The 13,290-nt window shown below is 69.0% G+C and carries 9 protein-coding genes; all 9 read right to left on the reverse strand.

Annotated features, from left to right (window positions below; genetic code table 11):
• Positions 1-89: 89 nt before the first annotated feature.
• A complete protein-coding gene (locus ACYUD3_RS32000; protein WP_470977583.1) occupies positions 90-6,320 on the reverse strand; it encodes a DNRLRE domain-containing protein in 6,231 nt (2,076 codons plus the stop codon).
• 304 nt (positions 6,321-6,624) lie between these two features.
• Positions 6,625-7,029 carry a hypothetical protein gene (locus ACYUD3_RS32005; protein ID WP_470977586.1) on the reverse strand — a complete coding sequence of 135 codons (405 nt, stop codon included), beginning with the start codon at positions 7,027-7,029 and terminating at the stop codon, positions 6,625-6,627.
• A 99-nt stretch (positions 7,030-7,128) separates the two neighbouring features.
• A complete protein-coding gene (locus ACYUD3_RS32010; RefSeq protein WP_470977589.1) occupies positions 7,129-8,901 on the reverse strand; it encodes a relaxase/mobilization nuclease domain-containing protein in 1,773 nt (590 codons plus the stop codon).
• On the reverse strand, positions 8,901-9,368 hold the full coding sequence (locus tag ACYUD3_RS32015; protein WP_470977592.1) for a plasmid mobilization protein: 468 nt from the start codon (positions 9,366-9,368) through the stop codon (positions 8,901-8,903). The genes ACYUD3_RS32010 and ACYUD3_RS32015 overlap by 1 nt, the downstream gene beginning before the upstream one ends.
• Positions 9,369-9,562: 194 nt before the next feature.
• Positions 9,563-9,787 (reverse strand): hypothetical protein, encoded by a 225-nt coding sequence (locus tag ACYUD3_RS32020; RefSeq protein ID WP_470977595.1) that lies wholly within the window; start codon positions 9,785-9,787, stop codon positions 9,563-9,565.
• 101 nt (positions 9,788-9,888) lie between these two features.
• Positions 9,889-10,878: a DUF2637 domain-containing protein gene (locus ACYUD3_RS32025; protein ID WP_470977974.1), complete on the reverse strand. Its 990-nt coding sequence runs from the start codon at positions 10,876-10,878 to the stop codon at positions 9,889-9,891.
• A gap of 5 nt (positions 10,879-10,883) precedes the next feature.
• A complete protein-coding gene (locus ACYUD3_RS32030; protein ID WP_470977598.1) occupies positions 10,884-11,450 on the reverse strand; it encodes a WhiB family transcriptional regulator in 567 nt (188 codons plus the stop codon).
• A gap of 115 nt (positions 11,451-11,565) precedes the next feature.
• Positions 11,566-12,270 (reverse strand): ATP-binding protein, encoded by a 705-nt coding sequence (locus ACYUD3_RS32035; RefSeq protein ID WP_470977601.1) that lies wholly within the window; start codon positions 12,268-12,270, stop codon positions 11,566-11,568.
• Positions 12,270-13,289, reverse strand: coding sequence for a hypothetical protein (locus tag ACYUD3_RS32040; protein WP_470977604.1), 1,020 nt, complete (start codon positions 13,287-13,289; stop codon positions 12,270-12,272). Before ACYUD3_RS32040 ends, ACYUD3_RS32035 begins: the two co-directional genes overlap by 1 nt.
• Position 13,290: the final 1 nt, after the last annotated feature.

Genomic DNA, 13,290 nt, shown 5'->3' on the forward strand with positions numbered 1-13,290 from the left:
GCGCGGGGTGGGAGAGGTCCTGCCCCTCCTGCCGCACGCTCCCCGAGTCTCTTGTCAGATGTTGTCAGTTCTCGGCTCCGGGCCGAGCGTCACAGGGATCGCCAGGCGCGGTAGATGTGTCGGAGGCCGGGCCGGTAGGCCCACTTCCCGTACCTCTTGCCGCCCCGGTAGTACTGCACGTGCGGGAATCCCATGTGCTTGTTCTTGTAGCGGACCTGCCGCCACCTCGCGCCCAGTCCCTTGCCCTTGGGCCGAGCCCCCCACTTATTGTAGTGAGGCTTCTTTCCCCGGACGTCGACGCGATAGCCGCGCTTGGTCTGGATGCTGTTCTTGACGGACCTCTTCGCGATGTAGCGCGTGCCGGCCTTGATCGCCATGCTGCGGAGGAATCCACCGCCCGACACCGCGCTCACCACGCCGGCGATCTGGCGGGTCCGCTTGCCTGGGCACCACTTGGAGCAGGCCCAGGCCGCCGCGCTGACCGCGAGCCAACCCCACCGACCGTCGAGGTCGTAGCAGTTCAGGGGGTTGGCGGAGCAGTAGTCGTAGGCGTTGGCGTTGCCGCCGTAGATCGGGTCCGTGGACAGGAACCGGCCCGAGGCGGGGTTGTAGAGGCGGACGCCCATGAGCGTGAGACCGGTCAGCGTCTCGGTGGAGCGCTGCTTTCCGCCGAGCCAGGCATAACGTGTCGCCGGCTGCCCGGCCCGGGAGTTGCCGTACTCGTCCGAGTCCAGGGCGACGGGCGCCTTGCTGGCATCCAGCGGCAGTTGGAGAGCCACGTCACCGTGCAGGTTGGTGAGCTGGAGGACCACGTCGCCGGTCTTGCCGGTGGTGGCGGCCAAGTCACCGCTCGCGGAGTCGACGTTACGGGTCAGGGCTCCGGTGGCCACGTCCTCGACGATCCAGCGGGGGTTGTCCTCCTCGCCGTCGTAGTGGTTGACCTTGGACTGCTCCAGGGTCCACGTGGTGTCGCTGCCGCGCTCCACCGTCCAGGAACGGAACCGCTGCGCGGAGTCCAAGTTCCAGGTCTGACGCTTGCCGTCAGCGGTCTGCCGGTGAACCAGGTCGTTGACGTGATAGCTGATCGTGCCGTTGCCCGGAGCCGTGGTGGTCCGGCCGAAGGCGTCGTAGGCGTACCCCGTGTCGACGATGCGGTCGGCGCTGTCGTAGGTGTGAGTGCTGGTGGTGCCTCCGCTGGTCGGGCAGTCCACACCGGGTGCGCCGGTCGCCGTGGTCAGCGACGTGCGGTTGGTCCGGTTGTCGAAGGAGTAGGCACGGCGGGTGCAGACGGTGTCGGCGGTGTCCTCGACGGTGGTGAGGCGTCCGGTCGCGTCGTACCGGAACGTCTGGTCGGACCAGCCGCTGTGGCTGGTGTTCTGGGCGTGGATGGACTGCGTGATGGTGTCCGAGTAGACCAGGGTGCCGTCGCTGTCACGCGTGTACGTGCGCTCCAGTGTGGCCCCGGCGGTGTCCTCGCGTTGCCGCAGTGTGTAGCCGCCGGGCAGCTTCTCGCTGCTGACGGACCCGTCCGCGTCGTACCCGGTCTCGAAGGTGCCGGCGACGGAGTCGGTGGTCCTGGTGGCCAGGCCGCGCGGCTCGACCGTGTGGTCGTAGGTGTAGGTCACCGTGGACGGGGCCGTGTCGGCCACCTTGACCGGACGGTCCAGCAGGTCGTACTCGGTCGTCGTGGTGCCGCCGTCGGCGTCGGCGTAGGAGATGAGCCGTCCGAGCTTGTCGAACTTCTTGGTGGTCGTGCCGCCCGACGTCGACGTGGTCTTCACCGTCTCGCCGTTGGCCGGGTCGTACTCCGTGGTCGTCTCTGGTACGGCCTGGCCGATGCCGCCGCTGATCGTGACCTTGGTCTGCCGCCCCGCGGAGTCGTACGTCGTGGTCGTGGTCCGGGTCGTGCTGCCGGACGTCTCGATGACCTTGGCCTGGTGGCCCCACCAGTCGTACTCGCTGGTCGTGGTGGGCAAGGTGGTCGGGTTGGAGCCGCCCCCGGTGATCGCGCCGGCCGGGCCGGTGCTGCACACCGAGTCGGCCCACTCCGGGCGGCCGGCGCAGGCACCTGTGCCGGTGGCGGACCAGTACGTCGTCACCCTCGTGGCGGCGTCCGAGCCGGTTGAGCCGGGCGGGATCTGCTTGGTGACCCGTCCCTGGGCGTCGTACTCGGTTGTCGTGGTGAGCGCCAGACCGCCCGGGTCCTGGACGGACTTGACGGACAGGCCCTTGGCCCAGTCGTAGACCGTCTGCGTGGCGCGCGTCTCGCCCTGTACCGAGGGGTGCTCACGCACCTGGGCTCCCACTGTCGCCCTGGTGATCTGGTCCTTGACCTTGGCGGTGCCGTCGGTGGGACGCCCCGCGTCGTACTCGTTCGTCGTCCATGTGCGGGCGAGCACCGGGGTACCGGCCGGCACCAGGACGGTCGTGCCGGACTTCAGGTCGGCGGTGAGGTCGATGCGCCGCAGCGAACCGAACTCCTCCAGTTCCCGTGTGCCGGTCTCGTTGTAGACGGAGCGAGTGGACAGCAGCTCGGCGCGCTCGGCGGAGGAGACCTGGGCGATGCCCAGGTCCGCTTGGGCCGCCCGGTCGTCGGCGCTGAGGCCGAGAGCGACGGCCCGGTTGGCTGCTGACAGTTCGCGCACGGTGTTGCCGAACCGGTCGTACTCGGTGGTGGTGATGTGACCGCCGGGGGAGGCCGAGTTGACCTCGCGGGCGGAGGCTCCGAGATAGTGCACTTCGGCGCGCTTGTAGTCGGCCGCGGTCAACGCGCTGCCCGTGTGGGAGGCCGGAACGGCGTCTGCGGGAAAGACTGCGGTGGCGTCCGTCGGAGCATCGGTCTGGCCCCATGCCTTCACGTTGACGGCACTCATGGCATACGGTGCCGCAGCGCCGGTGAGGGGCACCCCGTACACCAGGCTCGTGGTGACCGTGCCCTGCTCCGTAGCGGCCGTCCCCGGCTGGAGGCCGGACCGGCTCGCCTTGAGCAGCATGCCGTCACCGGCGGTGGAACCGGAACCGGCCGTGCCGTAGGTGAAGGCCCACGGGAGTTCACCGGGTTTCGTGAAGCTGGTGACCCGGCCTGCGGCGTCATAGCCGTACTCGGTCTTCAGTTCCGGGGTGACCAATGGGTTCCACGCCTGGCGCAGGCGGCCTTCGCCGTCGTACAGGTACGTCTGCACGGCCTTCGCCGTCGCCGCTGTCGCGCCCGGCTCCGTGGACCACATACGGATCTCCTTCACCTGACCGCTGACGTCACCGAAGGCGGTGGCGGTGGCGGTGGTGGAAGAGGCGTAGACGAACTCCAGGGCGCGACAGCCCTTGGCCGTAGGGGACGCGGTACAGGTGGCGGCGGACACGGCGGAGGTCGGCGCGATGACTCGCTTGGGCCGAGCCAGCTTCTTGCCGTCGACCGTCACGGCTTCGGACACCACTGTTGTGGACGACTGCGCCAGACCGTCGAGGAGGGTGCTGGACACCTGCCAGGTGGTGGCGGCCGGGTCGGGCTTCGTGAACTCGGTGACGGTGCCTTCGGTGTCCGAGAGCGTGAACGAACCGGTGACGCCACCGGTGAGGGTCAGGTCCTCGGAGCCGGGTTCGGCGATCCAGCCGGTCTTGTTCGCATTGGCGGTGAAGTGGATGGCATCGCCCTCCAGCAGGACCACGTCGACGGCGGTGTCGGAGGTCTTGCGGATGTGGCTGAACTCGGACTCGGTGAGCTCCGAGGCGGTACCGACCACCCACTCCTTGCCGAAGACCGGGGCCTGCCCCTCCTGCTTGCCGCCTTGGTCGGGTCGGCGAGAGGAGGCCGTACGGGAGACTTCCAGGTCGAACGCGGAGGCGTCGGTGTCCGAGAGAACGAAATCGCCGGTCAGCAGGTTCACGTTACCCGGACCGACCTCGCTCGTCGCGGCGCCGTCGGCGTTACGGTCGACGACAACCGCCAGCGGTTCGGTGCTGCCGGACGCGCTGCCGGTGAAATCGGCCTTGAGCTGGACGGTCCCGTCCGGGTTCACAGTGTCGGTCGCATTCCAGACCAGCTGCGCATTCTTACCGTTCGTCAGCGGAACCGGCCAAGAGGCAAGAGCCGTACCTCCCGAAGTGACATGGGCCGGCGGGATCTGCACCCAGGGGTCGGCCTCGGAGCGACGCCAGGAAAAGGAAACAGACGCGTACTTGGAGGCATCGGCCTCCGCGACGAGCACCACACGTCGGGCCGTACGCTCGCCGTCGCTCGGCTGCACGAAGCCGCCCGGTCCGGCATGGAAGACGTACTCGATCGCTTCGGACTTGTTGTCCGCCCTGTCGACGGCGCGGACCTGGAGAGTGTGGGTGCCGTTCTTCGGCGGAGCAATGGAGATGGCCTTCGCCGCCGAAGAACCGCCAGTGGCCACCTTCGTCCAGGCCACCCCGTCCAGGGACCACTCCAGCCAGTTGTGGTCCGTGCCGGAGGGCGGAGTCACCGTGAACGTGCCCGTCTGGCCCACACCCTTCACCCACGATCCGGTGGGGTAGTCCGTCGAAACAACCTTTGTCGGAGCGGACGGTGCCGTGGTGTCGACGGTGAACGTCTTCCACGCCGACCAGCCGTTGTTGTAGTGCGTGCCGTCGTACGGCGAGGTGCGGAACTTGTACGTCTTCCCGTTCGTCAGAACCCCTGAGGGAACGGTGACGGACGCGACCTGGCCGGACGGCACGTACTTCGACACGATCACGTTGCCGACCTGGGCGTCGGTCGCGCTGTCGAAGATCTGGAAGGTGCCGTTGACCTTGTCCCCGTTCGCGTCCACGAACGTGTCGCGGAGGGTGGGCGTGGTCGTGTTGACGACGTAGGCGCCGGAGTACGAGAAGTACGGCGGGCCCGCCTCCTGCTTGGTCCCGGTGCGCGGTCGGTAGTTGTACGTGACGGTGAGCTTCGGCGGGTTCGAGGCCGCGTTCGCGGAGTTGACCCGCTTCCAGCCCGCGGACGTCGACTCGTTCGTCGCCTGGATGCCCAGGTGGCCCCGGGTCGCCTTCGCCGACGCCCACTCCTGGACCAGCGTGGTGACGTTCGCGTTGATCCAGCCGTCCGGCTGCGCGGTGCAGGACGCGTTGCCCCGCGTCTCGGTCGAGGACGCCTTCACCGCCGACATCGTCGGGCGGTTGGTCCACCGGCTCGACGTCGATGCCGCGGCTGAGGACCACACATCCCATTGATGCGGGCCACAGCCGACGTTGTTGCCGGAGTGGAAGTTCCACAACGACAGCTTCGCGTCCAGCACCAGCGCGTCCTGGACCGGAGTCGTGTTCCACGAGATGTACGACCTCGCGGTACGCGGTGTACCGTCCGCGTTCGTTGTACCGGGGTTCCCGAAGTCCAGTTCGGTGTCCGCCGACCAGTCGACGGTCTCGCCCTGCTGGACGTAGGTGTCGAAGACATTCGACAGCGACGAGGTCGACGGGTCCACGGTGACGGGGTACTTGGTCTCGGGGTCCGTCAGGAAGCCGGCGTCCGGCGTCACCACCAGATCGACAGAAGAACCTTTCTGCACGACCTTCAGGCCGACCCGTGCCCGGTTGGTGTGCTCTCCGGAGACCGCGTCCACCGAGGCGTCCCACATCACCGGCGCCGGCATCACCGCACGCCTGGTGTTCTTGGCGTCGGTGAACTCCACACTGCCGTCGGCCAGTTGCTTGGCCTTCAGGCCCTTCGCCTTGAGTGGCAGCGTGTAGGAGTAGTCACCGGACGCAGGACGCTGCTTGATCTCGACGAACTGCTCGAAACCGGTGCGTGTCGCCTCCACAATCACGTCCGCACCGGGGACGGCGTTGACGTACTCCGCGCGCGTGCCCTCCAACTTCGGCGCCGGTAGACCACCCTTCCACTGCAACGTGATCTGCTGGTCGCCCTCCCCGAACGTCACCAGATCCGTCGCCGCCGAAGCCTGCGCCGCCTTCAGGGACTTGGCCGGAGTACCAACCTTGCCTGCCAGCCGCAGTCCCCCCGGGTGCGCCACCGGCTCCACACCGGCGCCAGACTCCCGCAGAGTGACATCGACATCCGTCCACTCACCGTCCCGCTCGAACCGCACAGGCCCGGCGGCCAGTTCGGTCGTCAGGCTGCCGTCCTTGTTCGCCCACGTCGTCGACGTCTCGGTGCGCTCGCTCAACGCCTCGACGCGGTGGCCTGCCAGCCGTGCCGCGACCCGCGCCGACGCGATGTCCGCCGCCGACGTCACCGACTTCGCCCGAGACTTCTCCTCCGGCGCATCGGCGGGAACCGCCGCCGCCACACCCTCCAGCAAGGACGCCGACAGCAGTACCGCAAGCCCACCAGCCATCCAGCGCAGACTTCGACTGTGCTCATGCCACATGCGCCCTCTCTCCTCGGGAGAGGGCAGTACATCCACAGGTCTCACAAATCCATCCCCGTCTACTCATGACGCAAAGAAAAAGTCATCGATTCGCAAAGTAGCCGGGAACGCAATACCCCCAAGGGCGCTTAACGCCCGCTATCGGACACTCCTGCCCCGTCTCCACTTGTGGCTTTAGTCACACAAAGTGCCGCTAGCGATACCCAGCGAGAGGATCTTGAGTGCTGTTTGTGCGGGCCCCATGGCCTCGGGAGCAGTATGAAGGGATCAGTTACTCCAGGTAGGTGCCGACGAAGGCTCCATCGAAGCCGAGTGCGGCGAGGCCCTGCTCGACGCTGGGGTAGGTCGTTCCGTCCGGGACGGTGATCAGGGCGTCGAAGTCGGCACGGCTGATCTCCGGTTCGAGCCACTGGTTGCCGCAGCGGCAGCAGACCCAGACGTCTCGGCCGTGGTTGACGAGCAGCCAGTCGCGCCGGGCACGGCAGGCTGCGCACCGTACCGGGATTCCTCCGAGGGCCAGTTCACGCGGGTGGCTGAGGCAGCGCGTCGCGCTGGGGCCGCTGGGCGGTCGGGTCTCGTACTCGAGTTGCAGCAGGGGATCGGTGCCGGCGGGAAGAACGGGCAGCACGGGTGTGGGCTCTGCGAGGCGGTCGGAGGTTCTGGGCACGAGCGTCATCTCCCGGTCGAGGTCCTTCTGTTTCCATCCGTAACAGCCGGTGGAACCGGTTGTCCAGGGACTTCTCGGAGTCCGGCAGCCGGCTCCGGTCCGGCGGAGTCAGCGGATCGGTGGGCGGTTGCGCGGGTCGGAGGCAGCGGGGCGAGCTGTTGTGGTGGGTGCCGTTCGATTGTTGATGTGGTCGGTCGGGGTCTTGGGCCGGCTGGTGGTGGCCTGCGGGTGGCGGTCCGTTTCACTCGGGTGAGCGGGCAGTTGGGCGAGACGGCGCAGACGCCAGACCAGGACGTCGTTCACGTCATCGGCGGTGTCGAGTTCGCGCATGTCGATGGCCTGTTGGAGGAGGGCCTTAGGGTCATGCCCCGCCCGCTCGGCCTGGGCAAGCGTGGCGGTCAGGGCATCGGTCTTCGGGGACGAGCTGTCTGCCCGCGGCACCACATCCGACAGGGCTGCGCGGATGGTTGCCTGGTGGGTGCGGCGTTCGGCTTCGGGCAGGGCACTGCCGTGGTCACGCAGTACCCGCATGGGCCCGGCAGCGACCTGACGGTACGCGGTTCGAAGATGCTCGGCAGCCTGCCGGGAGGCGTGGGCCTGCTGCGCGTGGCCCCGGGCGGAGTGCCAGCGGGCGGCGGCCAGGGCGACGAGGACCAGGGTGGAGAGGAGCATGGCGGTGGTGCCGCCGTCCTCGCCACGGCCGAGAGCGCTGCCGGCCTGGATGATGCCCCGGGCCGCCGCACGGATCGCCCGGATGTCGGCGCGCTCCGCTCGGACGTGGCTGCGGGTGGCGCGCTCGAAGGCGCGAGCGGCGGCTCCCAGCTCGACGCGGGTGGTGGCCGGGGAGGTCTGGGCGACCGCATCCAGGAGTTCACCGATTCCTACGAGTTGAGCGGCGGCTTCGTCGTCTCCGCTGTCGAGCAGGATGGCGGCGCGGTCGGCGATGCCGGTGGCGCTACGTCGTTGCCGGGCGGCTGCGGACCAGCCCGGTCGGCCGTCGGCGTCTGCCGAGGGCGGCGTCCGGTCGGCGGTGCCTTCGGCCAGGCGGAGGCGGATCTTCGGCAGGGACAGGTCGGGCGCCAGCTTGGAACCGGAGAACCAGATCGGTTCGCCGTCTCGGTTGCGGTCGCCGGGGAGTGCGACGTTGTAGCCGATGGCGTCGCCGGACGGGGCGTTGCGGATCTTCACGCGGAGTCCCGCCTCGCGGAGACGGGTGAAGAATTCCTCTTCGGTGGTGGTGCCGGCGAGGGCTCGGCGAACGGCTTCACGGAGTGTTTCGCGCGGGGCCTCGGCGCGGCCGGTGCGCTCGGCTTTGAAGCGTTCGGCGCTGGTGGGGGTTTTGGCTCCGGTGCCGTCGCCGGGTTTGAGGCGCCGCAGGCCCATCTCCTTCTCCATGCGTCGGCATTCGGCCTGGGCTTTCTTGAAGTCGTAGTTCATCCGGGGGCGGCGCAGGTCGCCTCGGACCATGGTGGCCAGGATGTGGATGTGGTCCTCGGCGTGCCGCACGGCGACCCAGCGACAGCCGTCCGGGTCTCCTTCGGGGGCGAGGTTGACGGCGTGGACCAGGCGACGGGCGACGGTGTTCCACTCGGCGTCGGTCAGGGTTCGGTCGCCGGGGTCGGTGCGGACCGAGCAGTGCCAGACGTGCTGGGCCGGTGCTGCGGTGCCGGCCTGCTTGACGCGCAGGTCCAGCGCGGCGGTGAGGCGCGCGAGGGTGACCTTGAAGTCGGGGGTGGGGCTGGTGTCGCGTCCGGGGTCGGGGGCGAAGCCGTCCCAGCTTCCGACGAGGTGGGGGTCGACGTGTTCGTCGCGTTTGCCGGGGCCGTACAGGTAGACGAGGAGGCCGTGTGTTCGTGAACCTCGTCGGATCTTGGGGACCATCAGAGTCGCTTCTTCACCATGGTGTCGGCCGTGTCGTCGATGCGAAGCAGGAGCCGGGTCAAGGTTGTGAGGACACGGTCGAGTTCGCCGGGGCGGGGCTGTCCTCCGGCGTTGTAGATGTAGGCGATCTGATTGATGTTGTTGCCGACCCTGGAGAGGGCTGTACGCAGGGCAGCCAACTCATCTATAGCGGCGTCCAGTTGTTCGTTGGTGTGCAAGACGGCGGATCCTCGGGCAGCGGCGAGGCTGGTGGCGGCGAGGAATCGTGCGACGGTGACGCCGCGCTGTGCGGCAGCGACGGCGATCTCGGCCTTCTCGGCGTCGGAGAGGCGTGTGGTCGTCCTGTGCGCGCGCTCGCTCGGGTTGCGGCTGCGGCGGCGCGGTTTGCGGTCGGGAAAGGCGGGCGCGCTCGGGCTCGGTTGCTCGCGCGGGTCGCGGCGGTCCGCTTCTCCTCCTACGGCCGGCACCCCCTGGTGCCGGCCGTCCTGCTGGTCCCCGAGCGCCCTCGCTCGGGGACCAGCAGGACTTCCCCCGCCCCCCTGGGCGGGGGCAAGTGCGTACGAGGGGCCGTAGGACCGTCGTACGCGACAACTTGCTCCGCCAGGAGCCGTCGTGGGGTCACGCTGCTGTCCGGCCGTGGTAACCACCGGGTCGTCGGCGGTCACCGGCGCGTCTCCGGGTTCTCCTGCCTGAGTTCGCGCACGAGTTCCTCGATCCAGTCCATGGCCAGGACCGGGTGGTGCAGGGTCCAGGGGCGACTGTCCGGGGTTCGTTGCACGGTCCAGGTGTTGTCGGGGCCAGATCGGGCGCGGTGAAGGTAGCCGTGCTGGTGCAGGACGGTCAGCCAGGAATCGACTTCGGCGAGGGTGGCTGGGTGAGTGCGCATGAGGTGTGCTCCGCTCCGCTTCGGAAGGACGTGAGGCGTGTGTCCGGGAGCGGGTGACCTTCCGGAACGTCCGGCTCGGTCACCCGGCTCGTGCTGTCCGGTCAGATCCGGCCGGAGGTGACCGGCTGTCCGTGCTGCTCACGGAGTTGGGCCATCAAGGCGGTCAGCGTGTCGCTGGACAGTGGGATCTGCTGCCCGCGGATCGCCTGGGCGACCACCTTGCGGGTCAGCTTGTCCTCGGCCCTGACCGCTGACCGGGCGATCTTCAGCAGCTCTTCGGTGTCCGGGTCAGACCGCCGGTCACCGGCGGTTCGGGTGTTCCGGTCAGTGACCGGAGCGATGCCGTTCCGGTCGCCGGTGGCCGAAGTGGTATTCGACTGTCCGAGCAGGTCAGCGGCCTCGTACGGCTGTTCCTGAACACCAGTGACCGAGCTGGGGCTGTCTACCGGGACGTTGTCTCCGGCCAGTGATCGAGGGCTCGGGGTCTGCTTGCAGAGGGAAAGGCGTAGCCGGCCAGCCGGGCTGCTGACCGGCTCCCCGGCGTTGACCTGACCGGCCTGCTGCTGACCGATCCGGTCAGTCCGGGTAACCGCGATGCTCTCGCGCCGGTCAGTCTGACCGAGGTGACCGGCCTGGCCGAGGTCCTCTCGGTCACCGGCCTTGACCGCGCCCCGGGCGATGAGGATGTAGAGGTGGACCGCTCCGGCCAGCGCGAGCGGGGCGACGGTGGACAGCACGGCGACCACCGTGTCCCCGAGCCGGAGGCCGGTGCCGGCGACCGCTTCCTCGTTGAGTCGTACTGCGTGAAGGGCATTGGCCCAGATGCTGGTGGCGGTGGCCGTGCCGAAGAGGGTCCAGACGTAGAGCCGTGCGCGAAGGGGCACGTCGCGAAGGACCAGGAGCGCCCGTATGCCGTAGGCGATGAACCCGTCGATCACCAGGGGGAAGAGGTAGGTCAGGAAACCGCGGACGTGGATGGCGACGGCCATCTGCTGGAGGGCGTCGTACGACAGCGCGCACCCCGCGCCGCCCAGGGCGATGACGACCGCACGGTCCCAGCCGGTGATGTGCGCCGTCTTCGGCGTGCTCATGGCGTTCACGCCGCCGTCCCGAAGTCGTCACGGCCCAGGCGTTCGCCATCGCTCTTGGAGGGCGGGGCGGTCTTCGTGGTCTGCTCCAGGTCTCGGTTGCGCAGGGCACGCCGGGTCTCGCGGTACAGCTTCTGGGCGTGTTCCTCGGTGATCTTCAGGAGCCGGGCGAGGCGCTGCTCGGTCACCCCATGGCGGTAGGCCGCGTAGACGACCGCGCGGCGCTCAGCCTTGGTGAGGTGGACGTCGCGCCCGGCGATGGTGTCGTTAACGCGGCTGTAGTCGAGGCGGCTGGCGAGCTTCTCGTGCAGTGGCCCGCGCTCCTCCTCGGTGAGCCCGCCCCGGATGCCGTCGGCGTCGCCGTTCTCCAGGGCGGCGTCCAGGCAGGTGCGGCGGACCGGGCACTGGCCGCACAGAGACTTCGCGGCGGCGATCTTGTCGGTCTCGTCGGGCTCCGGGAAGAAGATCTCGGGGTCCACCGGGTTGTACTCCGTGCTCTGGCAGACGGCCTGGTCCTGCCAGGTGTGATCACCGAGCGACCGGTGGCGGGCAGGGCTGATCGTCGTGAGTGTCATGCGAGTTGCTCCGATTGCTCTCCGCGCGCAGGAGCGCCGGCGGAGGGGTGCGCTGGGTCGGGAGGTGCTTGGGCGGCGCGCTGAAGGCGCGGCCTGGCGTGGTGGCCTCGGTGAGTCAGGCGGCGGGGCGGTGGCGTCTGCGATCGACCGGCTCGAACTCGACCCGGGTGGTCATCTGTGCGAGCCGGGAGGTGACACGGTCACCGAGGTAGGCCCGGAGATCCTTGATCGCCAGGTTGGTGGTGATCAGGGTCGGGAGCATGTAGTTGTACCGGCGGTTGATCAGCCGGTACGTCACTTCCTCGACCCATTCGCTGGCTTTGGCCGCGCCGAGGTCGTCGATGATCAGCAGCGGGCAGCGGCTGACGGCCGCCAGTTCCTGCTCGCTGTCGGCTCCGGGCCGGGGCCGCAGCTCGGCGTACAGATCGGCGGCAGTGGTCGCGCGCCAGCGTACGCCGACTCCGCTCTGCACCAGCCGCCGGACCGCGCCGTACGCCTGGTGCGTCTTGCCCGCGCCGACGACCCCGGCCATCAACAGGCTGGGGCCGGTGGTGACCTGCCGCCGTGCTCCGAGGTTGGGGGCGACGGCCGCCTCGGCGACGTCGCGGACCCAGGTCAGGACCTGAGGGTGGTCGGCGACGGCTGCCTGGTAGCGCGGGGGCATTCCGGCCGACAGGGCGTCCAGCGGGGAGAAGGGCTCGGGCTCGTCGGTCAGTTCGGCGACGGCGGCCGGGTCGATGTTGCGGGCGGCCAGGATCCTGGCCATCCGGTCCAGGGTGCCCTCGCCGAGGATCTGCGGTTCGCGGCTACGAGTGCGCATCACAGCTCCTCGGCGTAGGCGGCGGCAGCGTCGGCCGGGTTGGTCCACGCCTGGTGAGCGGGCACGTTAGGCCGGAATCCCGGCCTCGCCAAACCGCTGGAGCGCGAGTTCATGGCCTCGTTGACCATGCTCGTCAGCACGCTCGGGTGCCTGGGGTTGACCGCGAAGTCCTGGAGCCCGGCGCGGATGTGCTCCGGGGCGATGCCCTCGCCCAGGAGTTTCTTGGTGATCCGCCCGAGGTGTCCGAGCACGTCGCTGGGCGGGCGTTCGTCGCAGGCGGCGACGTACTCGCCGACGAGCTGGTTGGCCGAGACGGTGGCTGCGGGCGCGGTGCGCCCCGTAGGGACAGAAGATCCAGGATCCAAGATCCTAGATCCAGGCGCCGATCCCTCTCCGAGGCTTCGGGGAAGGTTCGGAGAGCCCTCAGTGGATGCGCTCTGACCTGCTCTTTTCCCTTCTGCGTGGCTGGGGGTGCCGACCTTGCCGTCGAAGGCGTCCTGCTGGCCCGAGAGAGCCTGGTCTGCCTGGCGGCGAGATGCCGCGAGGGGCTGCGCGGGCAGGTCGAGGGGGCGGGGAGCGTTCGGCGAAGCCTCGGTGAGTCCTCGGGGAGGAGTAGGCGATTCCTCGGTCTGCTTGGTGCAGATCCCCTTGCAGGGGCCGCACCGGTCGGCGCCGTGGTGCTGCGGGCAGGAGGGAAGGCGGGACTGGCTCGGCTTGTCGATCTTCTGGTGCTCGGCCCAGGTCACGATGTGGAGGTAGCGGCGTCCGTCGCAGCCGGTGTACCGGCAGACCAGGCCCGCGTTCGCAAGCTGGTGGAGGTCGTCCTCGACGTGGACCGAGGTGTGCTCGGCGCGCAGGGGCCAGAGCAGCCCGGCGATGATCGCGGCGTTGTCGCGGTGGCGACCTTGGTCGTCGGCCTGGGTGAGCAGTCCGAAGAAGGTCCGCTCCGCCTCGACGCTCACTTCGGCGAGCGACTCGGAGACGAATGCCTCCGGCTTGATGGTTCGTATCCGCGCCATG

It is taken from the genome of Streptomyces sp. AMJ-169, from assembly GCF_055597585.1.